We start from the raw sequence: 26,371 nt of genomic DNA on the forward strand, positions 1-26,371 counted from the left end.
TGCCTCCTTTCTTAATCTAGATCAAATTCTCTTCTCTTCTTCTCGATTTCATCATTAATAACTTGTACATAATCATAGATTGTCTCACGTGGATTAGATAATTCATTAATAACCAATCTAAATGCATTATCTAAATGTCTACCTGTCATATATCCACCAGGTACTTCTGGTACACCTTGAACCCATTGCCATTGAGCATATAGTTTTTGATACTCTTTAACTGTCCATGGCAATTGTGCTAATGCTTCAACATTTGCAGTAGGATAACGTGCTGCTGCACCTAAGATACCTTCCATTTCTCGTCCGAATTGAACTTGAATGTCAGTTGAGGTCCACCATTTTAAATATTCCCATGAAGCATCTTTTTTGTTTGATTGATCCATGATCATAACGCCAGTATTTGTAGATACTGTATCTCTTCTAATTTGAGTTGCTCCAAATTCATCTTCATATTCTGTACCAGGTACAGCTGTAAAATCCCATTTGCCTCTAATTTCAGGTGCAAATACACTTAAAGTGTTATAGACATTATAGTAAGTTATACCAATAGGCATTTGCCCACTTCTAAATCTATTCACAAAGTTTGCTTCTACAGGGAATGAATAGTCTGTGTAAAATTGTGTCCATGTTTCAAATACTTCAGGTCCTTTACCTTCATTAAATCCACTTTGTTTATTACCATCAATATAAAATTCGCCATCATTTTGATAAAACATTGTGGAGAATATTGGATTTGCAGGTAAGTTAGCAACTGCTCCTTGAGTAATTGGAACTGGTAGATAAAATTCTAAGTTATGTTTTTGAAGATCTGGAATCATTGAGATTACATCTCTCCAAGTATCTGGAACTGGTAAATCTAATTCTTCAAAAATATCAGTTCTATAAAACATCATTAAAAATATTTGTTGTTCTGGAAGTGCATAGTAACCACCTTCATATTCAAAGCCCACCATAGCACTATCCATAAATCTATCTTTAACTGTATAAAAATCATCAAATTGTGATAAATCATAAGATGCATTTCTCATCGCGTAATTAACTGGTATGTTGTAACCAACACCCATCGCAACATCTGGTCCTTCACCAGCAAGTGTTGCTGGTAATAAGACTGCACCATTCACAAGTTTTAAATCCACTTGAATACCAAATTCTGGTGTAAATGATTCATCAATAAGTTTTCTTAAAATATTTGCTTGGTCTTTACCAACAGATAACCAAACTTCAATAGTTTCATTAACATTGCCAGCTTCAGTTTGACCAATTGCTGCATAATCAGTTGTAAAACTTGCAATAAATGCTTGAATACTGAATATCATGCGATTAAACCAAGATGCCTTGTTTTGTGGAAGTTTAACTTCTGGATCATGAATCATGAAGTAATCTATTTCTAAAGGTTGTTCTGATAAAAGAATAACTAGTGTACCTAGTGAAGAAATATTTGCACTGTAATTTGTTAAGTTTTTATGGATTTCTCTAGGTTTTTGAACAAAGTCTTCTAATTGAAGAATAACCGTATCTAGAATACCTGTTTTCTCACTTTTAGATCCTGATATTTCTATAATTCTTTCTCTAATATTTGTTAGATTGATACGTTGTTCATCTAATCTAGAAACTAAATTAACAACTCGCTTTTCTAATTCATAGTCTCTATAAGGATCTGGTTCAGGTCCTGTATAAACTAAAATTTCTCTGTAAAGTTTATTTAACTCATTTATTGAGTTTTGAATTTGTGCAATTAATGGTCCATATTCTCCAAGTGAGACTTCCATCGTAATTTCATGAGTTCCAGCTTCTAAATAAAATAAGAATGCCTCATCATTTGTACCTAATGTTTGAATACGCCATTGATTTGAATATGCAAATTGGAAGTTCTCCATTTCAGTAAATGGAAGCTCTCCATCAATATATATATTTCTACTGACATTCATACCAGATGCTAATTTTTGTTTAACTCTCATGCTAATTGAATGTAATCCTGTTTCCTCAACATCAAATTCCCACGTTATTTTATCTCCAGAAACTCTCCAATTTGCTCCACCGATTGTATTTAGCTTAATTAATGATGGGTCACTTGGCATTGTTAATGGACTTGTTCTATCATTTAAAGCATAAAGTGTAGGAGATGATGTGAAATATGGATCTTCAGCTTGATTAATAATGGTTTCATTTTCTACGACTTGATATCCATTTTGTACATATGTTTGATAAACATCTACATAATCGTTTACTTCTTTAACAGATACTAATTCTATTGAATCAATAAGTAATGGTTCTCTTATAGACTCTAAGGTCAATGTATTTATACCTTGTTCAAAATAAAATGCATATGGTTGATTTACATAACCTATAGAATCTTTAACAAAATCACTTGTCCAAAAAGGCGTTTCTATTTGGCTAGGTCTAATATCATTACCATGAATGTCTATTGTTTTTTCTCCTTGAGTTGACCATATACGATGAAAGACTATGTTATTTGCACCATCAAATGGTACTTCTCCATTAATCATAAGTACTCTTTCAATCGATGAACTTTTCCCTTCATATGGAAAATAGTTAAGTTTTATATTATAAAAACCTTCAACATCAACAATAAAATTCCAAGTAGCAGATCCACTTTCTAAAGTAAGTAATGGATTTGCGACATCTTCATAACGATCTAAGATCTCTTGTTTGCCTTCGATACTACTATAATTAGAAGCATTTATTGTAATGACTTGATCAGCTGGATATATTGCAGGGTGATTTTCTACATAGCTAAAATAAGCAGATGCGTCATAATCACCTAACTCAGTTTGATCAGTTTCAGGAACAGGTTCTCTATTATAATCTAAATATCTTGTTTGTGCACCAACAACGAGGCTATCAATAATTGCATATACTGTAATTACTAATATAATTGATAAAGTTATAATAATAAATTTTTTCATTACAAAACACTCCCTTTGAATAATCCCCCTTTAATATTAAAGGGGGATCAGCTTTAAATTCTATCAGTTTAAATAATCTTCTAATGCAGTTTCATAGATAGGTTTAATTCTATCCATTTCTGTTCTTGCGGTACCTTCTCTAATACCTAAATTGATATTTCTTCTCCAACCATTTTCACCATATGCACTAATACCAATTGCGTTGATTAATTCTAAATAAACGCTGTCATAAATATCTAAGTAAGCTTCAACATATAACTCATCATCAAATTTAGTTAATAAAGTTAATTCAAACTCATCAGCTAATTCTTGTTCAGTTTTCCACAATTGTAATTCATTCCATACTTGGAATACTAATTCTTCTCTTTCTGCACTCATACCACTTGCTACATTATAAATTGCAACACCTGATATTGGTGAAACATAATCGCCTGTAAAGCTATCTGATACAGGATATGGAACAAATCCTAATTCGAATGCTAGTCCGCCCCATCTGTTATCTGCATTTACAAACCATAAATGACCTGGATGCATAGCAACTTTACCAGTTTGCCATAAAGGACTACCTGCATCATATTGACCATTAGGTTCAAATAAACCTTGGTTATATAAATCAGATAAGAATGTGTATGTTTCAAGTGCAGGACTTTGTGCAAATGATACTCTACCAGTAGTTGCGTTAATTAAACTACCACCATTAAGTGCAACCATAGATTCAGCATAAGGACTTGGAACACCACCTAAAGCATAATAATCCTCACCTAGCGTAGTTACTGCAGTTTGTACTTCTTGTGCCCAGGCTTCAAATTCACTCCATGTCCAATCACCATCTAAATATAATTGTGATGGATTATCAACACCTAAACTTGAAACTAAATCAGCATTATAATATAATCCAACATCTACAGTTAAGTTATTTGCACCAAAACCATATACCTTATTTGCATATTCGCCAACCATTGTATAATCTTCATGAATATTTGTTCCATGAGTTAATAAATATTGATCAACTGGAACGATTGCGTTTGCATCAGCTAATTGTTGAACCCAGTCACTAGTTGTCCAATATAGGTCAGCTAATGGTTCACCAGCAACTGAAGCATTAATAATTGATGTTACACGGTCTGGTCCCCAAGCAGCACTTGCAGGATAAGCTTTGTAAACGACTTCAACGTTTAATCTATCTTCAACTTCTCTTTGTTTTGCTTGTCTTGCAGCTTGTTCTGTACCAGAAAAGTCTTCATGAAATGGGTCCACTTCATATGGAGCTCCATGCATAATAACGATTTCTGTTGGTTCTGGAACTTCACCATCTTCTGTTCTTACAGTAATTCTTCTAGTAGCCGTTACTTCTTTGCCATCGCTACCAGTAACTTTGTAAGTTAGTGTATATGTACCAGCACTACTTGTATTAACAGCACCTGTAACAGTAATATTTGCAATTGCAATTGCACCATCAACTGAATCTGTAGCTGAAACACCATTTAACGGATCAAATACGACTCCAAAATCTATAGTCGTATCAGCAACTCCTGAGATCGATGCAGTTGCATCTGGATCAACAGGATCAATCGGATCTACTGGATCTTCGCCACCACAAGCAACGATACCAAAAGCTAGAGCTAATACTAAAAATATCCCTAAAATCTTTTTCATTTTATATCCTCTCTTTTCTTAATAAATTATTTACATGTAGTTATATTATTTCACATGTTAATTATACTATTTTTTTGATGTGTTTTATAGAGCAAAAATCCATATTTTCACATATGAAAAATAATTTTCACTTATAGCATCTAATATCATAGATATTAGGGGCATAAAAGACAAAGCACCCGATAATATTTATCGGGCACTTTTCTATAAAGATTAATTTATCTAATTATTTATTTAATTAGTTTATCTTCTTCTTCTGAAAAAGAATATTGCAGAAGCGCCTAATACTAAACTAAATGTAATAAAGATTGCACTAGTACCATTAATTGCAGATCCACAACCTGTTTCAGGAATTGCTTCAACTGAAGCGTCGATCAATGTTTGAACAGCAGCTTCTGTAAGTACGTTAGCGTCGATTAATGCTTGAATGTCAGCTTCTGTAAGAACGTTAGCATCGATTAATGCTTGAATTTCATTAGCTAATGCTTCATCAATTTTAGCATCGATATCAGCTTTTGTAGCTATAGCTTTCATAACTACAACATCAAATTCAACAACTGCAGTGTGACCAGCTAAATCTTCAACTGTAACTTCAACTGTATAAGTTCCAGCTAAGAAAATATTTAATCCACCATTATTAGATACATATTTAACTAAATTATCTTGTGAATCAGTAAAGTCATATGCAACTACGTTTGCTAAGATAGCGTTATTAACATTGCTATATTCACCAGAATAGAATGAATAGTTATCATTAACAACTATTGCGATTGGAGCAGTCATATCATCAACTGTTAATACATAACTAGCTTCAGTAACGATATCATAACTGAAATCTGGAATACTTTCATTATTAAATGCAACTGAATCTCCAAAGTTAAGTCCACGAGCTAATGTATAGTTTGCTGTACTAACACCAATAACTATTACAAATCCATTTTCTTCTAATGTCATATTTGCGATCCAATCAGTAAATACACCAGAGCCATCGCCAGGAGCATCGGCAGTGTATGTTTCATTTACTAAATCCCAAGTTCTACGGTTAATGGTTTGAATAATTGTACCATCGCCAGCAACTTCAATTACAACACCAGCTGAACTCCAACCAAATGAAGAAGTCTTAAGGTTTGTAACATCAGTATAAACTGAAATTAGAGAAGCAAAGTTTGTAACAACTTGATTTACTGTTAATTCGCTTACATATTCAGTTCCATCTAAGGTATATGATGTATCAGTACCTGGGAAGAAAACATTATGAGTGAATTCTAAATCAATTGTATATTCTCCTGGGAAAGGAGCATATGGGTTAAGAGATGATGGATAAGATACTTCGATATCCATAGTCTTGTCATTTCCATAACCGTCATCAGCAGTAATTCCTTTTAAAACATCTACGAAAACATTTTGGTCAACAAATCTATCTTCAACACCACTAAATGTTGGAGGCATAACACCAATAACGATGTCAGCTGATACTTCTTGAGCAACGCCTTCAGGAGTAGTTGCCATCCAAGTAGCTTTGTAACCAGCACCAAACATAGATGAATCAATTGCAGTAACTGCAGCACTTGCAGTATACATATCTGTTACTGAATCATATGTAAAGTCTATTGTTTCTAAATCTGTACCATCTTGAGAGATAGTTACAGCATAATCGATTTTTTCAGTAGCGTTAATAATCATACCTTGGTCATCAAACATATCAACCCATGAAGCAGTTACCATAGGATCAAGATCAAATGTACCATTGTAATCAACAACGATATTTACACCAGCAGTTACTAAATCATTGTCTAATGCAGTAATACCTGCAAACATAGCTGGTTGTTCTTCATACATTGTAACCATAGGATCTAAAGTGTCATCTAACATAAATTCAGGCATATCTTGGATATAAGCTGTTGTAGCTGGGTTTGATGTACCTCTATCTAAAGTACCCCAAGAAACAACTGTCCAACCTGCTTTAACTGTTACATAATTTGGATTACCATCATAAATAACGCCATCACCATTGATGATTGTTGACCAATTTTCTGGATCTGTATCTACTGCAGTATCTACGTCAGCATTAGTCCATTTTAAGTAACCTATTGGTTCAATAACATATCCATCAGTATCAACTGTATCCAAAGCCATTCTGATATGAGTTAATCTTGTTGTTTCAGGTTTTGGATCTGCTGCATCATATGCAGTAGCTTCTGCTTCAGTAGCTAAACGCCAGTCTGGAGCAAGTGCAGTACCATCATTGAAAATATAATAAGTTGAGATGTGGTCTTCAAACATAGCTAATTGACCAGTTTCATCAAAATATGAATATTTTCTATGAACAACTGAAGTTAAATCTGTTCTTGCATTTGATGTACCTAAAATCACATCAGCATCTGTATCATTAATAATTAATCCTGCAAATGCATTCCATGATAATGTACCCATTTCATCTGAAGTGATAATTCCATTAGAGTTGTCATCTTCAAAATCCTTAACATATCTGTCAGCGCCTCTAACAAAATGGTATCTATAGCCTGCAAATTCCATTGTCCAATGTGAAGAACCAAGTTTTGTGAATGTACATTCGTTAGTTCCTTCTAAACATGCTTGTTGATCATATGGATATAAATCAACAAGTTCATCAGCTGCATATGAACTGTTTCCAGCTATTAATGCAAATGATGCAAATCCTAGTAATAAAAATACTACTAATTTCTTCATTTATTTTCCTCCTATTTTTTTTAAACGTTCAACAGTATTTTAATACCAAATGAAAACGCTGTCAATGCACATTTATGATTTGCGTAATTTTTCATTGGTTTTTGCACAGTTTGAATATTTTTTTCAGTTATTTTAGTGAATAGTACCTGGAAGGTATGTATAGAATGTTCTTGAACTTGTTGCGCCATCAAGTTCTACTGTCACTGTATAGCTAACTGTCATTGCGCGATCAGGCATTTTTATAACTCTACCTGTATTGTCAACATATTCAGGATTATCAGAAACTAAAGTGATATTAGCGTCACTAAAATCTTTTTCAACTGCGTATTCTATATCTTGAAGTTCTTCAAAATATGGAATCAATCCAGCGTTTCTCATTGTTCTCGGACAATCTTTTCCACTAAAGTCATTATGGTATTTCATATTTTCTCTTGGAAGGTTATATTTGTTTAATAATTCTGCAACTAATTTAGCAGTTCTTGACCATGTTCTAAAAAGATCTGAGTCATCATTAACACCAGTTTCAATACCAATGCCATTTCTATTTCCACCACCAAGGTATGTAGTTCCTTGAAGCACTTGAACTGATCCATCGCCGGCATGATAGCCTCTTTCAGTCTCTGGTAAATGTTGATAAAGTTCTTTATCATCCATTGTAAAATGCCATGAAACCCATAATTGTGTTCCTGCTTGATATGCATTCCATAAGTAATTAGCATGTGATAAAGCACCAGCACCTGTACCAGTATTAGCTGTATCATGAACAACTACCCAATAAACGTTATAAGGGTTATATTGTGTAACTCCGTCTGGAAGATCATCAAATGGTTCACCCGGTCTAATACCGTCAAAGACTGGTATCATCTTAGATTGATTGGCTTCAATTTCTCCAAAATAATAGCGAGATACATTTTCATATCTTGTAATCGTATAATTATATCCAATACCATAAGCTGTGATTTCATGCTCTGAAGTATAATTTACCTGGTTTTTAGTTAATAAATCTAATAAGTTACCATCGTTAAGTGAACCAAAAAATTCTACTGTAAATGTTTGATTTACTGATGGGTCACTAATAAGTTTAGCTGTAAATGTTACAACACCAGCATTATGAGATGAAATAACGCCTTCTTGATTAATTGTTGCAACTAAAGTATCATCTGATTCAAATGAGACATCTTCATCACTTATATCATATGGGAAAACCATTGCATCTAAAGTAAATGAATCACCAACAAGAAGATTTTGCATTTTAACTGTAGGTGTGAGTTCAATACCTGGAGTAGTTGTTATTACTATAGTGATTTGTGCATTAATTGTAAAATCACTTGAAAGCAATATGGTTAATGTTGCTTGTCCACTTCTAACAGGACTTAAGATGCCTGTACCACCTATTCTTAAAGTTTCTGAATCAGATGTGATATATCTAACACTTCCTGAGTCTGCTTCCATAGGTAGAGTTTCAAATGAAACCTTATATGTGTCGCCGATAATTATTTCTACAGTATCAGTGTCTGTAACTATTTTAATAATTTCGCCTTCTTGATAATTTGCTTCACTGATGATATCAGCTGCTTCTCCATAATATCCTCTTAAGTCATAATTTGAAACATTTTCAAAATCAGCATATACAGGAGTTTCAGCTCCCCAATAATTTAAAGTAAAGTCTACTTTATGATCTGCATTAGCTTTCACAGCTAAATTTGTATATGCACTAACTGAATTAAATCTTACACGATCTTGAATATCGTTTGAAGATAGAGTTTCTATTTCAAGTCCGATTGCAACATTGCTTATTTGATTTCTTTCAATGTGAACTTTTGTTTCGCTATCATAATTATCTCTTGCGATTAATCTAATACCAACACTTGCTTGACTAATTGTATTGTTATTTACTTCTATTAAACCACCTAAGTAGTTTTGAATAGATATTGCTGCGCCTAAAGTATTTGTAAATGTATTATGATTAATGACAACATCTGAAATTGTATCAAGATCAAGAAAGTTTTGATCAACAGTTAAATTTGATGCCTGATTATTCATAAATTCAAATCCGTTAACATTAAGTGCATTTGTGATTTGAGCTTGTCCACTAAAATTAAGATTCATCAATTTTACATGATTACTATTAACTTGAATGAGTCCATCAATAATTGCCACATCGGTTCCATCAATGATTAGGTTAGCAGTTGATATTGTAATATCTTCTTGATATGTACCTGCTAAAACATAAATTGTAGATCCTTCAACTGCGCTAGCTTCAGCTGCAGATATTGTAGAAAATAAATCTACATCATATGTTAAATCTAACCCCATATAAGTTAAAGTTGATCCTGTAGTTGTAGTTTCATCTACGACTAAGTAATTAACGACTTCAATAACAATCTCACTTGATAAAGTTTCATCATAAATTGAAGTAGCCGTAATGGTAACAACACCTGAAGATAATGCCATAAATATACCAGTTTCACTGATTGTTGCAACATCTTCATCACTTGATGACCAAGTAACATACTCATATGCATCATCAGGTCCAACATCAGCATTTAAAACCATCACGTTGTTTACATTAATCATTTGACTACCTGTAATGATTAAGGTTTCTGCTGGGTTATAAACTCTTAGGGTAATAGTTTCTTTCACGCTTTGATCATATGTAGAAACGACATCGATTGTAACTAATCCATTATCAAGTCCAGTAATTAATCCTGATTGTGAAACAGTTGCAATTGAATCATCTGAAACACTAAATTCTACATCATCATTTGAAGTGTAGCTTATTTGTTCAGTTTTACCAACCCATATTTCTACATTTGATTGGTCAACTGATAATGTAATTGATTTTCTTACAGTAATTGAAATTTCTAAAATAACCGTAGCATCCGTATCAGATGTAATGGTTAATGTTGCTTGACCTTCACCAACACCAGTAACCATATCGTTTTCAACTGTAAAAACGTCTTCATCATCTGATGTAAGTGTTACATCATCATTTGATGTATACATAATTTCAACAGATTGGCCCACTGTAAGAGTATATGCATTGGTTGTAGCTGTAATTTCAATGTTAGTTTCAACTGTCACAGATATTGTAATAAATACATTAGCATCTGCTTTTGAAGTGACCTTAACATCTGCATTCCCTACTTTTAATGCACTGACTAATCCACTAGTTGAAATTGTTAAAACACTTTCATCACTAGATTCATATAAAACTAAATCATCATTTGTATCTACTTCTATTTGATAAGTCTCTCCTACTTTAACTGTTACTGATAAGTCATCAGCAGATAAAGAGATTTCTTTGCCACAAGAAAACAAGACAAACAATACAAGTAAAAACGATAAACTCAAAACTCCTCTTTTAAGCATTTTCATTTTCCTCCACTTTTTTTATATATCATATTAGATAATTGATTTCTATATCCAATAATTTGATTTAATTCTCTTTTAGGATGAACTGCATTAGATAATAATACAAAGCCTATCCCATTTTTTCTATCTATAAACATATTGCATCCAGTAAAGCCTGTATGTAATATGGTTTGTTCAAAATCTACAAAGTCACCAGCTGAACTACCTTTAGTAGGTTTGTCCCATCCTAATGCTCTTTTCAATAAACTCCCCTTTAAAGAAGGATGTTCTTCTCTAACTAGAAACAACATATCTAGGGTTTCTTTTTTTAAAACGAAATTGTTTTCTAATATTGCTTTAATAAATAATGATAAATCATAAGCAGTTGAAAAAAGCCCTGCATGTCCTGCTTCGCCTAAAGCGAATGCTTTTTCATCGTGAACTTTCCCTTGTAATAAGCCTTGATAGACTTCATCATCTCGTTTTTCTGTTGGTGCACATCTTATTGCATCTGGATGATAAGACGTATCTTTCATACCAAGTGGTTTAAAGATAAGTTCATAACCATTTTCATCTAATGATTTTTTTGTAATTTCTTCAATCATTAATCCTAACAATATGAATCCAATATCTGAATAGCAAATATGTGTGTGCTTCTTATATATTATTTTAGCACTTTTAATATTAAAAAGCACTTCTTCTTTATTTCTTAGTTTAAATGCACGAGCTATATCTGCAGGCAATCCTGAGCTATGTGTTAAAAGATCATAAACTGTTATATCTTCTATTTGAAACCATGTAAGAATATCTGATGCTTTTGTATCTAATGTTAATTTTTTATCTTCAATTAACTTCATGATTAACGTTGTTGTAGATACAACTTTTGTTAAAGATGCGATATCATAGATTTCATCACCTTTTAAAGGTTCTAATTTAGGATAAGTACTTTTATATCCTACATAATCAACTAAAGGTTCTTTATTTTTATAAATTACTGAAAAGTGTGCGCCTGGAAAGTGTTTCTTGGAAACACCTTCCTCGAGCACTTTTTTTATCTCTTGAGTAATCATATTAAATCACTTTTTCTTTTTTTCTAACCATAACAACTAAAGATGTTCCTAGTACTAAAGCAAATGTTATAAAGATTGCACTACTTGTACTAATTGCTGAAAAACATCCAGTCTTTGGAGGATCAACTTCCTCTTCTTCAATCAAAGCACATGATCCGTTGACATATTCATATCCAGCAGCGCATGTTGTATCAATAACCTCTACATTTAAAACACTAATCGTGCTTTCTATGCCTTGATCATCAACAGCTTTAAATGAAAGTGAATAGACACCAACTTGATCAAATGTAATAGGAGTCGAATATAAAATCCAAGTTCCATTTCCTATTTTATAATAGATATCATCATCTGAAACTAAAGTGATGGTTACACTATCTTCATATTTTGAACCACTAACGATATCGCCAGTGATGCTAGATATTGGTTGATCAACAGGTTCAGCTTGTTTAACCACATCACTTTCCCAAGGGAATGATGGATATTCTGTCCAATAAGTTGTTGCCATTCTTTCTAATGAACTAACAACGTTTGCATTTAAATTATTTAATGTTTTATATGAGAAGAAAGAACTACCAATAATACTATCGTATTGAGAAATATATCTTAATTGTTCTGTTAATTCATTTGGATCATCCCATGTATTATCTGTATATCTATAAAATCCTATCCCGATAATTAAATCAACACCTGATGCTTCTGTAAGTTCTGCCCACCAATCTACTAAATCAGCAAATGGTGCACTACTATGATCAAATTGCCAATAAAGTTGTGGCATGATGTAATCTAACCATCCTTCCATAACCCATTTTCTAGTATCTGCATATGCATAGTTATAACTTTCGAATGTTGAAGATGTATGTGATCCTAATTCGCCACCTGGTCTAATGTTTCCACTGTAATCATATTTTGATTTCCAGATGCCTGATGGACTAATTCCAAATTTGATATTTGTATTTTGATTTTCATTCCAAGTACTAATCACATTAGATAAGTTTTCAATCATCATATCGACGTTTCTTCTTCTCCAATCGTATAGTTCTTCACCTACATTTTTTGTTCTGTTATATACGTCTTGATCTTCTGATGCGACTATATTACTTAGATAAAAATAATCATCAAAATGAATACCATCAATATCATATTTACTCATTAACTCACTAACAACATTTGTAAGATATGCCCTAACGCGTGCTTCACCAGGATTAAGGATGAGTTTACCATCCGCTCCAGCAATCACTAAATCAGGATTTTGTTTTGCAAAGTTATCATCGTGTAAGGCGTTTAATTGTGATGCTTTGGTTCCTGTTTCATTTGATACACGATATGGATTTAACCATGCATGTACTTCAATGCCACGTTTATGTGCTTCTTCTATAATGAATCCAAATATATCCCAACCTGGATCGCTACCTTCAGCTCCCATGATATATCGACTCCATGGTGCATAATCACTATCATAAAATGCATCATTCATCGGTCTAACTTGGAAAAACATCACATTAAAATTTAAAGCTTCTAATCTATTTAACATTGTAATAATTTCTGTTTTATAAGAAGCTTCTGAAACATGCATACCAATATCAATATTTGCAACAGTTGCTACCCATACTGCTCTTATTTCTTCAGTTTTTTCTGTGTATGTTGTCGGCAACTCAATTGGTGTATCTGTTTGAAAATAATTGACTACTTCTCCTTCTCTAACAACAAATCTATTGTTTTCAGTTGGAGGCAAAGCTAATCTAAGACGTTCGTCTAATACTTCAGAAGTATTTAATGCTTGATCTTGAGCATAATATTCTAATGTAAAATTACCTTCAAATATAAATTCTATACTTTGGTTGTATACTTTCCATGTAGACCAGCTTGTTCCATTATGAAGTCTATAATATATAGTATCTGTATCATCTAATGAAGATAATGTTACTGTTGTTTCTTCGATATAGTATAAACCTTCTTTTTCTCCTGTGATTGTTATCACAGGTTCGTTTGGTATCGTTTGATCTATAATGACTTCTCTTGAAACCACATGTTTCAAGCCATCTTCATTTCTAACTGATATTTGATAACTACCCTCTTGATCTATGGTAAATGGACTTGTATACGCTATCCAATCGCCATCATTTATCTTATAAGACATCGAAGGTGCATCACTTGTAAGTGTAGTTTCTACACTTTGATAATATGGATCAGTTCCTACTCCAGTTAAAGATATGATAGGATCATCAAAAACTTCTTGAGCGACATCTATACTTTGAGTGTACAATGCCGATTCGATTCCAAAATCATTAATTGTTTTAATTTGGAAGAAATATCTTCCTGTTTCATTTAATGTAATTGGTCCATCATATAATTCCCATGCTCCAATAGATCCTTTATTTATAGCGACCCATATTGGATATGTATCAGAACTTAATGTCACAACAGATCCAATAACATAATCATCTCCAAGCATATCGCCTGCAATTGCAAGTGTAGGTACATCTGAGTTAATTTTATTGATCTCAATTGAAATACTGGAAACTAAACTTTCTTGCAAGCTTGCGTTAATTGCTTTTATGTAAATAACATGATTACCTTGCTCACTAAATTCTAATGGTGTTGTGTAAGGTGTCCAATTAAAATCACCTAAATGATAGTAAACATCATCTGCTGCTGATAGACTTACTTCAACATCAGATCTATATGCTCCATCATCAAATGTTCCAGTAATATCATATGTTGGTGAATCTACATCACTTGTAGCCCACATATTTAAAGGTGTTGTTGTCCAAGCGTTATTAACAACATAATCCATATGTGCTGTTTGCAAAAATGCTGCACTATATAGCATTGATCCTTTTATTTCAGGATATTTTTGATTGTACTTCATTTGTTCATAAAATTCAGTTGTAGGATATTCTATTTTATAAATACCATGTCCAATAATTAAATCTACACCTGTTCCTCTTACTGTCTCAACCCACCAATCAACTACATCTGCATAAGGGGCTAGACTATGATTAAAATTCCAGTAGATTTGTGGATTCATATAATGAACCCAACCTTCATCTACCCATTTTTTAGTATCTGCGTATTGTGAATAATAAGTTTGTGATGATCCTGGTGCAACATTTGCTCCATCAGGTTCGCCAACTTTCCAAAGTCCTAAAGGAGAAACGCCAAATCTAACATCTGTGCCTTCAGCTAAATTATGTGCGTCAACTACTTCTTTAACACCACGAATTGCATCATTTACATTTTCTCTTCTAAAATCAGCTAATGTTTCATTAACTTCTTTATACGTATTATAAGTTACGCCATCCGTATCAACACCTGCATATGGATAAAAATAATCATCAAAATGAATACCATCTACATCATATAAATCCATAATTTCAGAAACAACATTTTTTATATATTGTACAACTGCTGGTTCACCAGGATTTAATATAAGTTTTCCCTCTTTATCAGCAATAACCAATTCTGGATTTTGTCTTGCAAAATTATCAATATAAAGTGAGTCTAAGGTTTCATTTGCGTTTGTTGTTACTCTATATGGATTCATCCATGCATGAAATTGGATACCTCTAGCATGTGCTTCACTAACTAGATATTCCATGACATCCCAGCCTGGATCTCCACCTTCAGTTCCAGTTAGATATCTACTAAATGGTGCATATGCACTAGCATAAAACGCATCGTTTCTAGGTCTAACTTGAAATAAGATTGCGTTCATGTGCGAAGCTTCAACTTTATCTAATAAAGCATCATAAGCAGCTTTATATTGAGCCTCGTTTGAATGTTGAGGCATGTTTAAATTATAAACAGTTGCAACCCATACGCCTCTAAATTCACTTGTTTTTTCCACATAAGTTTGTGGAGTCTGCACTCTATCACTAGTTCCATAGTGATAGATAGGTGTTCCATTTACAGTTAAATCCTGTAATGGGCCATCTGCATTTGTTTTAATTCCAATGCCTAGTATAGATAAAGCTATTAAGATAAGTATTGCACTTATAGTTTTTTTCATTTATGCCTTCCTCCTATAAATAAATCTTTTACTCTTTTTACACCTTGTTCTGTTTTTCCAGAATCTGTGAATGTATGGCATGTAAAAAACACATGTCCGCCTACTTCTTTAAATGCTGATACATATTTTAATTGATTGACGATTTCATCAGGATTTTCAAATTCACCTTCATTGCCTAAACGATAAAGTCCATGACCGATATATAAATCTATATGTGTGCCTTTAACTGCATCTACCCAAAAATTGACGATATCTGCAAATGGTGCAATCGGATGTCCAAATTCCCAATAGATTTGTGGGACTATATAATCTATATAACCTTTTTTAACCCATGTATAACTATCTGCATATTCATTACTATAACTTTGACTACATTTTGGATCAGTGTTTGAGCCAAAATGTTCTTCACTTTTGTTTCTCCAAATGCCAAATGGAGAAACTCCAAATCTTAATTTTGGATTCACTTTTTTTAATTCAATATGCATATCTTTAATCACATCGGTAACTTGAGCTCTTCTAAAGTCTCCTAAAGATTGATCAATATCTTTTCTTTGTTCGAATTCTTTGATATCATTATCACTTTCGATTAATCCACCATATGGATAAAAATAATCATCAAAATGAATGCCATCGATATCATAGTTACTAGCAAGTTCAATCATTGATTCCAATATAAATGATTTTACCTCATTTCGTGCAGGATTTAAAATAAGTTGCCCTCTATGATCGGTTACAACCATATCTGGGTGCTGTTTTGCAAAGTTTAAATCATCACATTGCTCTAAATACTCAAATTTTGATAATTTAGATACCATAGACACTCTATATGGATTACACCACGCATGAAACTCTATATGATATAATCTTGCTTGCTCGATAATCCATTTCAAAACATCAAAAGGAGGCTCTTTTCCTTCTTGACCAGTAAAATATCTACTATATGGATTTAATTTAGATTTATAAAATGCATCATTAGTTGTTCTTACTTGAAAAAATATTGCATTTAAATTAAAACTTTTGCAAGTTTCAAATATTTCAATGATTTTTTGTTTGTAAGCTTCTATATCCTCTGTAGTAGGCATATCTATATTTAATACGTTAGATATCCACATCGCTTTAAAAGCTTTATCTTTGTAGCGTTTAGGGATACTTACTTGTTTATTCGTATTATAGTAATTAATTGGAACACTTTTATCTTTAAACTTGTATAGTTTCATTTTATTTCCCCTTTTTATAATAAGTCAAATAACTTTCATTTAGTTCTATAAATTTATCAAAGCTTGTTTTGATATCTTCATTATCATACATTAAAGGATGTACTTTAAGTGCTAGAAGTACTTTATTAAGATCCTTTTCATAAATAGCATCTGCAATCAATTCTTCAAATGATTTAATATGTTGTAATAAGCCCTTTACTTGATTAGATATTCTAAAAATATGTATCGGCATTGGCCCATCTTTTGTAATTCTAGATGTGATTTCAATAGCTGAGCTTTCAGGTAGGTCTGCTATGTGCCCATTATTAATTGTATTTACAATTTGATAATCCCTTTTATCTTGAATCATTGAACTTATTAAAGTTACTGCTTTAATAGATTGTTCAATACCTGTTCTGGTCTTTAATAAAGCCATTGCTGAATCAATATCTAGTTTTTTATAGTGTTCAAACAATTGTGCTTCAATTTTTATATTTAACAAAGTATCAGTTTGATGATTTTCAAAATTAAAAACAAAATCATCTAAAACGTTTTTTTGTTTATAAACATATTTCAAATCAGGACTAGGAAATACTTCTAAATCTCTTAAAAGTTCTTTTGACCAAAAACACATAGCTTCTTGTCTGACTATGGTTTCAATAAGATCTTTATATCTATCTTTTTGATTACAAAATACATTGGTCATAAAAGAAATTGGACTCAATCCAGCAACATAAGTAATAAGTTGATTTGGCTTAGTTTCTAAAATATTAGAAAAACATGTTTGCATATCTAATGGCACGTGAGATATACCAATATATTTATCAAATTCAGCATATCTTATGACCGCTTCGCTAATTAGACCCATAGGTTGAGTTAAATTAATCATCCAAGCGTGTTCACATTCTTCATTCATCTCATCAATGATTTGATACATCAATGGCATAGTTCTTAATGCTTTAAAAACACTACCTACTCCAAAAAATTCATTAGCATACATATGATTTTCATAACAAATCTTTTCGTCCATTAGATTTTGTTCATGCATACCAACATTCATTTGAGTAATAACAAAATCTGCATCTATCAATGCTTCTTTTCTATTGATAGATTTAAATAGTTTTATATTTTCATGGCTTTTTTTAACTAACGCTTGTGAAAAATCAAAAACGATGTTCAAACGATGTTCTTGTTCTTTGATATCTACTAGCCATAACTCGCTAACTGTAAATTCATCTTTTCTTTCTAATAAGTTTTGAACTAAAAATGGTGTGTATGATGATCCTCCACCTATAACAACAATTTTAACTTCCTTACTCATAGTAATATCCAACTTTCATTTAGATTTATTTAATCCAATGTGCGTTAACGATAATAGTTGATTTGTCCTAATATTTTATAATCTTTTGCTCCTGTTGCTGATTTAACATTTGAAGGCAAATGATTAAGTGTTTGATTTCCTAAAATTATAAAAGCTAATGCTTCTTTATATTGACTGCTATATCCATAATCTTCTAATACAGATACTTTTGTTTCTTTCATTTTTTTTGCTATCTCTTCTTTAATAAATAAATTAAGAGCTCCCCCGCCACATAAAATAAGTTCATCTATAGGCTTTTTTATGATTTTTTTATAACTATCAACAATTGAATCTATAACAACCATTGATAAAGTATGCATGATATCTTTTGGTTCATGCATATAAAATTGATTTAATAAATCTAGCGTATATTTATCACCAAAAGCTTCTCTACCAGTTGATTTTGGATAGTTTAACTTATAATATGGATGTTTCATCATGTGATCATACATCTCTTTAATGATCTTTCCTGATCTGGAGATATCACCTTGATCATCATAACGCTTTTGATATAACAATTGACAAGCTTTATCAATCATCATATTTCCAGGCCCACTATCAAAGGCAATCACATCATCTAAAGTTGCCAGTTTTGGTATAAATGTCATATTAGCAATTCCACCAATATTATGAATTGCTCTTGAGATATGCAAATCAGAAAATAATATGTAATCCGCATAAGGGACCAATGGTGCGCCTTGACCACCACTTGCAATATCTGCTAATCTAAAATTAGAGATCACTGTAGTCTTACAGAGTTCACTAATAATTGAACCCTCGCCTAACTGTAATGATGATCTAAATAACTGATCTTCATCATTTGGAATATGATAGATGGTTTGTCCATGAGATGCGATAAAACTAATATCTTTAAAATCAATGTTTTCGTCTTTATAAAAAGTTAAAATAGCTTCGCCAAATACATAACCAAGCTCTACGTTTAAACTACTTATTAACTTTGATGAGGACAACTGATCATCCATTGCATCTTTTATCTTTTGGACAACACTATCTTTAAATGGATATGTTTTCTCTTTGAGGACTTTTACTTTTGTTTCCAAAGAAACACCCGATATTTCAGCTAAGATGATATCTATACCATCTAAAGATGTCCCACTCATTAAACCAATCGCTAATTTTTTCATTTTCACACCTTTTCACCTTCATTATAAAGCAAAAACACAATAAAAAAAGGAAGCGCTTAAGTTTAGGTTGTTTTTTTCAAGATTAAAAAAAACAAGCCTTACTATGAAAAAACATTTTCTATATAAAAAGCGTCCTTTTTTCATAAAAAACACCTTCAAATTGAAGGTGTTTATCGTTTAAATTTCTTAAATGTTTTATATGTCATTTCTAAAGTTCTAACTGAACGATCAATATCTACATAAGCACATCTAGCAAATAATGCATCAATCATACACATTTGTGAAATTCTTGAAGTCATTGCTGCACTTCTGAATTCCCCTTCTAGTGAAGATGTATATAATACAACATCAGATAAATCAGCTAACATAGAACTACCAATCTTTGTAATACTTATAATATTTGCTTTATTTTCTTTTGCAAGTAATGCAGCACTTATAATCTCTTTTGTCTTTCCTGAATTGGAAACAAATATAATCACATCTTTTTGGCTAATAAATGTTGCATCTACAAGTTGATCATGCGACTCACCTTGGGCAATACAAAACTTATTAATTCTTCTTAATTTCATTTCTAAATCTTTACAAACTAGAAATGACGAGCCTTTACCAAAAATCAATATTTTTCTTGCTCCCATGATAAGTTCAGCTGCTTTAGTAACTGTTTCTTCATCATAAAGCTTAAGTGTATCTTCTAATACTTTAATATTGTTTTCAATTGCTGATTGGCCACAATGTGAATCTTTAGTTAAAACAACATCAAAATATTCTTTGTTTTCAGGCACTTCAACTTTAGCATTTGCTAAAATAAAATCAATTTTAAAGTCCTTAAAACCTTTATATCCTAATTTTTTACACATTCTAACGACAGATGCCGGTGAAGTATATGCGGCTTCAGCAATTTTTTCAACACTAAAGTCTTTTAATACTGATTTGTTTTCAATTAAATAATCTAATACTGCTCTTTCAGCCATACTTAAATCTTCTTTATATTTAAGCATATTTAACATGACACTAATATCAATCACCTCAGCTTTTTCTTAAAAATCATTGTAAGTGCTTTCATATTTATTATATCATTTTAACACATTTTTTTAAACTCACAACGCTAATTATAAAAAGAAATGATTGTAACTTAGTTCTTTAAATCACTTTACCTGGATTTAAAATATTTTTAGGATCAAAACTTTGTTTGATACCCCTCATTATTCTTAATTGATTTTCACCTAATAAAGTCTTCATATACTCTCTTTTAGCATATCCTATACCATGTTCTCCAGAAACCAATCCACCAAAACTAAAGGCTTTATCATACATAAGTTTAAATCCTTTTGATATTTTGTCTTCCCAAAGGTCTTTAGGCATTGAGTCTTTGCAAAAATAAATATGAAGATTTCCATCACCAACATGTCCAAAATAAGGAATTCTAATATCTAGTTCATCACTAAGTTGTCTAACATATTTCAAAAATTCACTAATTTTTGATCTAGGCAAAACAACATCACATTCATCAATTTCATCTGATGATGATTTGATAGCTTCTAAAAATCCACCTCTAACATTCCAAACACTACTGCGTCTTTCTTCTGTATCTACCAAAAAGACATCAATCGCATTATATTTTTCAATACAAAGTTTGCTAGCAATATCAATATCTTGATCAATGGCAGCTTCATTATTTCCATCATAACTTAATAATAAATATGCTTCAAAGTTATTATGTGGTATTTTTTTACCTAAAAATTCTTCACTATATTGTAGAGATTGCTTTTCTAAAAACTCTACTGCGACAGGTAACACATGATCCATAATTAATCTTGGTGCAGCAGCAATCGCATCTTCTCTATTTTCAAATGGCACTAATAAACTTACAGTCTTTAACGGTTTTGGAATAAGTTTTAAAGTTGCTTCAACGATAATGGCTAAAGTTCCTTCACTACCAATGACTAAATCTTTTAAGCCATATCCAGTTGAATTTTTAACAACCTTACCACCAAATTTTTCAATAGATCCATCTGGAAGAACTACTTCTAATCCTCTAATCCAATCTCTAGTTACACCGTATTTGATTGCACGCATACCTCCAGCATTTGTGGAGATATTTCCGCCTATCGTTGCTGTTTTTTCACCTGGATCAGGAGCATAAAACAATCCTTCTTTTTCAACGTTTTCATAGATATCAAGTAGCAATACGCCTGGTTCAACTCTTAGCGTAAGATTTGTTTGATCAAGTTCTATAATCTTATTCATTTTTGAAGTATCTAATAGTATGCCACCATAGATAGGTACACAAGCTCCAACTAGTCCAGTACCTGCACCTCTAACTGTTACAGCAATACATTCTTTATAGGCATAAGCCATGATTTTAGAAACTTCTTCTTTATTTATAACCATGATATGAACATCTGGAAAAGCACTGACTGTTCCTAATTCATCATGAGAAAAATCCTTTTCAATTTCATCACCTGCATAAAATCTATCTTGGTCAACAAATGAAGATAATGTTTTTAAATCTTTACTATCAATTTGTTTATATTCCATTTTTAGCCTCCAATATTTCATCCACTAATTTATTGAGTTCTGGTAATACTTCATATATATCACCAACAATTGCATAATGGCTTATATTAAATAGTTTATTATGTTTATCCTTATTAACGGTAATGATAAGCTCACTATCTTTCATACCTTCTATATATTGAACTGCTCCACTTATACCTAAATTGATAATTAATTTAGGTTTAACTGTACGTCCTGATAATCCGATTTGTTTTTTAGCATCAAACCAACCATTCTCTATCATAGGTCTGGTACAAGCAATTTCAGCATTTAATTTTTTTCTAAGTGGTTCAATTAACTCTAAGTCTTTTTGTTTCTTAAATGCACGCCCTACAGCAATGATTACTTCAGCATCGCTTATATCATTAACTCTAGGTTTAGCATAATGATCTAAGATTGAGATACTAGTGTCTTTTAAAATAGATATTGTATCTTCATAAATAGCCTTACCATGGGGTTTCACAACATCTGCTTGATCAAACATTTTATATCTTATAGTTGCCATTTGAGGTCTATCATTAGGCGTGTGTATCTTAGCCATAATATTCCCACCAAATGCAGGTCTAATTTGAAGCAAATCTTTGGTTTCAGTCATATCAAGCATTGTACAATCTGCAGTTAATCCTGTTTTAAGTCTTGCTGCTACTTTTGGTGCAAAACTTCTTCCCAGTGGTGTCCCACCAAATAGAATAACGTTATTTTGATATTTATTAAAAAACGCTTCTGCAACATTGGTATATAATTCAACATTAAAATCTTTAAATGCTTCATCTTGATAAACATAAACTTTATCAACACCATAACTTAAAGCTTGATCAACGATATTTGAAACGTCATTGCCACAAACTACCGCAAATACTTCTTCTTTGCTTTTCTTAGATAGTTCTTTGGCTTTTCCAATAAGTTCCCAACTTACAGGATGTGCTATATTTTGATGTTGTTCAATAAATACTGCTATACCATTATATTTAGATTTATCAATCTTAGGCTTTGGATTATCTATTAATTCACATACTCCTAAAGGTCCTTTTTTGACACACATCTTGCATATTTTACAAGATGCATTTATAGACAAATAAGCATCTTGATAATCAAATGCGTTAAATGGACACATATCTATTAATTGTTTTGCAACATCTTTAGTTACTTTCTCTTGATTTACTTTAATATACGCCATAGTATCACCTAAACATATCTACTTTCTTTTAAAATCTCAAATATTTTTTTAGATAATGTCTTTGCATTGCCTTCAAAAATTTCTGATTTCATTGATTTATTCGGAGGAAATATTTCTTCCACCTGTGTAGGAGACCCACTTAATCCATAATGCTCTGGATCCTTATCTTCTAAATCTTTTAATGCCATCATTGGTATTTTGTATGATAACAATTTTTCTTTTCTTTTAAATGAAGGTAGTCTTGGAACGTAACTGTCTTTTTCTACAGTAATTAAACATGGATAGTCAATCTCTACCTTTTCATCATATAAATCATATCCACTTACTACAATAATTGATTTTTCTTTTACTTCAACAATTTTTTTAACATAAGGTACATGAGGTATATGCAAAAATTCTGCGATTTCAGGTCCGACTTGCGCAGTATCACCATCTGTCGTTTGTTTTCCACATATAATTAAATCATAATCTTTAATATGTTTAACTAACTGGCTTAGTGTATATGATGTCGCTAGAACATCAGCACCAGCAAATCTTCTATCTGTAATTAAAGTCGCATCGTCTGCGCCCATATATAAAGCTTCACTTAACACAGTAGTCGCGCTAGGCGGCCCCATGGTTATCGCATGTATATTGACATCTTGATTGTTTTCTTTAATATGAAAAGCAGCTTCAAGAGCATACAAATCATATGGATTCATTTTTACATTATTCCCGTCTCTAATTAAAACTCCCGTTTTTGGATCAACTTCAACATTAGATGAAGCAGGAACTTGCTTGATGCATGTTATTATTCTCATGATTACACCTCAAAAATATTTTTATACATAAATAACATATCATAGATATGTAAAACTAAAAAGAACATATACAAGAATGTATATGTTTTTTCAGGATTAGGAAAATATATTCATTTGTTTAGTCATTTAATTCAGATTTTGTAAAATCTTTAATCATATCTATTAATAAATTAATATCATGTGGATAAACTTGATATAAAATTGATTGACTATAGGTTGATGATATAAAATCAGCTCCACCTTTTGCTCTAACAGAGATTTCATGCATACCAACTGCTAAATCAAGTTCTAATTGATTACTTTCAACTATTGTTTCTCTTCCATCAATAACAACACTATAAGAAATACTACCTGGTATGGCATTAAATCTTAAGATGCCATCTTGATCAACAAATATGTTTGTAGGCATGTTTAATTGATCTCTAGTATCTGGCCATTCAGGAATTGGAACTGGAATCGGATCAAATTCACCTTTCACAAAGAATACTCCATTACTAATTGATCTTAATCTTCCATCAGATGGTGTGTTTAGAATAACATATCCTTCATCTGCTTCGTCATCAATAAGTGCCAATGTAGATGATCCACCACCATCTAAATTAAATGCATCTTCAGCTCCATAATATGCCATGATTTCTCCAAGTGCAGGAAGTGTAACACCTTCCATTCCCATCGGTTTATTTCTACCATCAACAACCATAAAAAATACTGTTCCATCTGCTTTTATACCAACAGCTGTTCTAGGTGCTACATAATTCCAAGCAGCTCCACCATTTAAACCTGTATTAGCTTGTCCATCAATCACAAGTGGCTGACTATCGGTTCCTAATGCGAATCTCACGTCTTCGAATGTGTTGATAACATTTGCTTGAACAACTACATAATCTGATTCAGTAATCAATTGATCACTGTTGAATTCATATCCAACTATGACAAATTGGTTTTCTTCAATATCCTCACTAGTTGGTAATTGACTTATAGATCCTTTACCAAAATAATTACCATATGATTCAGTAATTTTAGTTTCTATAGAATCAATGTGAACTTTATTATACTCATCAGGAAGAGCACTTAAATAATTATCAAAATAAACACTAATTTCATCATTGTTTTGAGGATCTGAATTGATATGATCAACATCAAGTTTATTTTTTAATTGACCTTCATCATTAAAAACTAATAACTCGTATCCATCAAAATCAGGTTTCCCAAACACGACTTCACCATTATCTTTAAATCCTACTAGAGGTCTATTCGCATCTCCTCTAGATACAACTTCAAAGTTTCTTATATGTGCAGCTATAGGTCTACCTGTATCATTGATATCATAAAAATCTCCATTAACTCCAGCAAGTACTTCAAAATTATCATATCTAGAATGAACATTTTCAATAAGTCCTAAAATATTAGACATATTCCATTTATCGTTTTCGTCTTGATGTAAGCTATAGTTATCACCAACGACGATATTGATATCAGAATTCTGCATAACATTTGCACTTACATAATTCATAACTTGATTGGTTTCTACTCCATCATCATTAATAGAACCAATAATTTTAGTATGTCTTATACCTTCTTTATATTCTGTTATTTTAGTATCTTCATTAATTCTAAAATATGCATGTGCACTAGGTGCATCAAATATGCCAAGAGATATAACCATTAGTAAGATAAATATAAATATTTTTTTCATTTCATCTTCCTCCTTAAACCGTTGGTAATTCAATTGATACTAAATCAATTGATGAAAATGAAAATAAGATATTATATGTTTGTTCTTCTAGAATCATATCAAACATAAAATAATCAAGTCTTCCCAAAATAAGCCCAACTTTAAAATTATTTACCTCACCATCAGGAAAATCCGATTGGATCAGTTCAGTAACTTCACTTAGGTATTGATTGCCTAAAAGATAGTAATCATCAATTTTAGAAAACCAACTAGGTTCTAATGATTGATAAAATCCATATCCAGATGCTTTATCAATTGTTTCTAAAAGGTAACTATCTCCTTGTTTCATATACTGATTCATTGAGTTATCTAAATATTCATAATAAATCATTTCATCTTCCATTTCGAATAACGCAAGATTATCATCAAAACTTAATGTCATTTCATAATTATGTTCGATCGTATTTTCTGAATAATAAACTTCGACATCAATTTGGTAATTTGATAATTCTCTTGTTGCAATAAGCGCTAATTTGATATCTTCTAAATCTTGGTCAACAATGACACAAACTCCGTTTTCTTCTACTTGGTTGTCACCACAAATTAATGGATCGATTGGATCTATTACTTCTTCAGGTGTACATCCAGCAAAAGAAAATAGCATTGAAAAAATCAGTAGTACCTTTAATATTTTCATTTTTTTCCTTCTCTCTATGATTCTTAGCTATTTTCATTTT

15 protein-coding genes are annotated in these 26,371 nt (G+C 31.7%); all 15 read right to left on the minus strand.

What is annotated here, in order from left to right:
* Positions 1-11 precede the first annotated feature (11 nt).
* Positions 12-2,927, minus strand: coding sequence for an extracellular solute-binding protein (locus MPAN_RS08710; protein ID WP_176239469.1), 2,916 nt, complete (start codon positions 2,925-2,927; stop codon positions 12-14).
* A 63-nt stretch (positions 2,928-2,990) separates the two neighbouring features.
* Positions 2,991-4,583 (minus strand): extracellular solute-binding protein, encoded by a 1,593-nt coding sequence (locus MPAN_RS08715; protein WP_176239470.1) that lies wholly within the window; start codon positions 4,581-4,583, stop codon positions 2,991-2,993.
* Positions 4,584-4,826: 243 nt separating this feature from the next.
* The gene (locus tag MPAN_RS08720; RefSeq protein ID WP_176239471.1) at positions 4,827-7,292 is read right to left on the minus strand and encodes a hypothetical protein; all 2,466 of its coding nucleotides are present in this window, start codon (positions 7,290-7,292) and stop codon (positions 4,827-4,829) included.
* A 132-nt stretch (positions 7,293-7,424) separates the two neighbouring features.
* Positions 7,425-10,664 carry an Ig-like domain-containing protein gene (locus MPAN_RS08725; RefSeq protein ID WP_176239472.1) on the minus strand — a complete coding sequence of 1,080 codons (3,240 nt, stop codon included), beginning with the start codon at positions 10,662-10,664 and terminating at the stop codon, positions 7,425-7,427.
* A gap of 2 nt (positions 10,665-10,666) precedes the next feature.
* Positions 10,667-11,716, minus strand: a complete 1,050-nt coding sequence (locus MPAN_RS08730; protein WP_176239473.1) for a serine hydrolase domain-containing protein — start codon at positions 11,714-11,716, stop codon at positions 10,667-10,669.
* A 1-nt stretch (position 11,717) separates the two neighbouring features.
* On the minus strand, positions 11,718-15,725 hold the full coding sequence (locus tag MPAN_RS08735; RefSeq protein ID WP_176239474.1) for a family 10 glycosylhydrolase: 4,008 nt from the start codon (positions 15,723-15,725) through the stop codon (positions 11,718-11,720).
* Positions 15,722-16,942, minus strand: coding sequence for a glycoside hydrolase family 10 protein (locus tag MPAN_RS08740; RefSeq protein WP_176239475.1), 1,221 nt, complete (start codon positions 16,940-16,942; stop codon positions 15,722-15,724). The genes MPAN_RS08735 and MPAN_RS08740 overlap by 4 nt, the downstream gene beginning before the upstream one ends.
* Before the next feature lies 1 nt (position 16,943).
* On the minus strand, positions 16,944-18,242 hold the full coding sequence (locus MPAN_RS08745; protein ID WP_176239476.1) for a family 4 glycosyl hydrolase: 1,299 nt from the start codon (positions 18,240-18,242) through the stop codon (positions 16,944-16,946).
* A 44-nt stretch (positions 18,243-18,286) separates the two neighbouring features.
* Positions 18,287-19,426, minus strand: coding sequence for an anhydro-N-acetylmuramic acid kinase AnmK (gene anmK / locus MPAN_RS08750; protein ID WP_176239477.1), 1,140 nt, complete (start codon positions 19,424-19,426; stop codon positions 18,287-18,289).
* A gap of 170 nt (positions 19,427-19,596) precedes the next feature.
* A complete protein-coding gene (locus tag MPAN_RS08755) occupies positions 19,597-20,433 on the minus strand; it encodes a MurR/RpiR family transcriptional regulator (RefSeq protein WP_231756773.1) in 837 nt (278 codons plus the stop codon).
* A 133-nt stretch (positions 20,434-20,566) separates the two neighbouring features.
* Entirely contained in the window at positions 20,567-21,964 is a 1,398-nt protein-coding gene (locus MPAN_RS08760; protein WP_176239479.1) for an FAD-binding oxidoreductase, read from the minus strand.
* The gene (locus MPAN_RS08765; protein ID WP_176239480.1) at positions 21,954-23,159 is read right to left on the minus strand and encodes an electron transfer flavoprotein subunit alpha/FixB family protein; all 1,206 of its coding nucleotides are present in this window, start codon (positions 23,157-23,159) and stop codon (positions 21,954-21,956) included. Before MPAN_RS08765 ends, MPAN_RS08760 begins: the two co-directional genes overlap by 11 nt.
* An 8-nt stretch (positions 23,160-23,167) precedes the next feature.
* Entirely contained in the window at positions 23,168-23,959 is a 792-nt protein-coding gene (locus MPAN_RS08770; protein WP_176239481.1) for an electron transfer flavoprotein subunit beta/FixA family protein, read from the minus strand.
* Positions 23,960-24,077: 118 nt separating this feature from the next.
* Positions 24,078-25,655: a phosphodiester glycosidase family protein gene (locus tag MPAN_RS08775; protein WP_176239482.1), complete on the minus strand. Its 1,578-nt coding sequence runs from the start codon at positions 25,653-25,655 to the stop codon at positions 24,078-24,080.
* A gap of 13 nt (positions 25,656-25,668) precedes the next feature.
* Entirely contained in the window at positions 25,669-26,331 is a 663-nt protein-coding gene (locus MPAN_RS08780) for a hypothetical protein (protein ID WP_176239483.1), read from the minus strand.
* Between the last annotated feature and the right edge of the window lie 40 nt (positions 26,332-26,371).

Source organism: Mariniplasma anaerobium (assembly GCF_016865445.1).
GTDB classification, from domain to species: Bacteria; Bacillota_I; Bacilli_A; order Acholeplasmatales; family Acholeplasmataceae; genus Mariniplasma; species Mariniplasma anaerobium.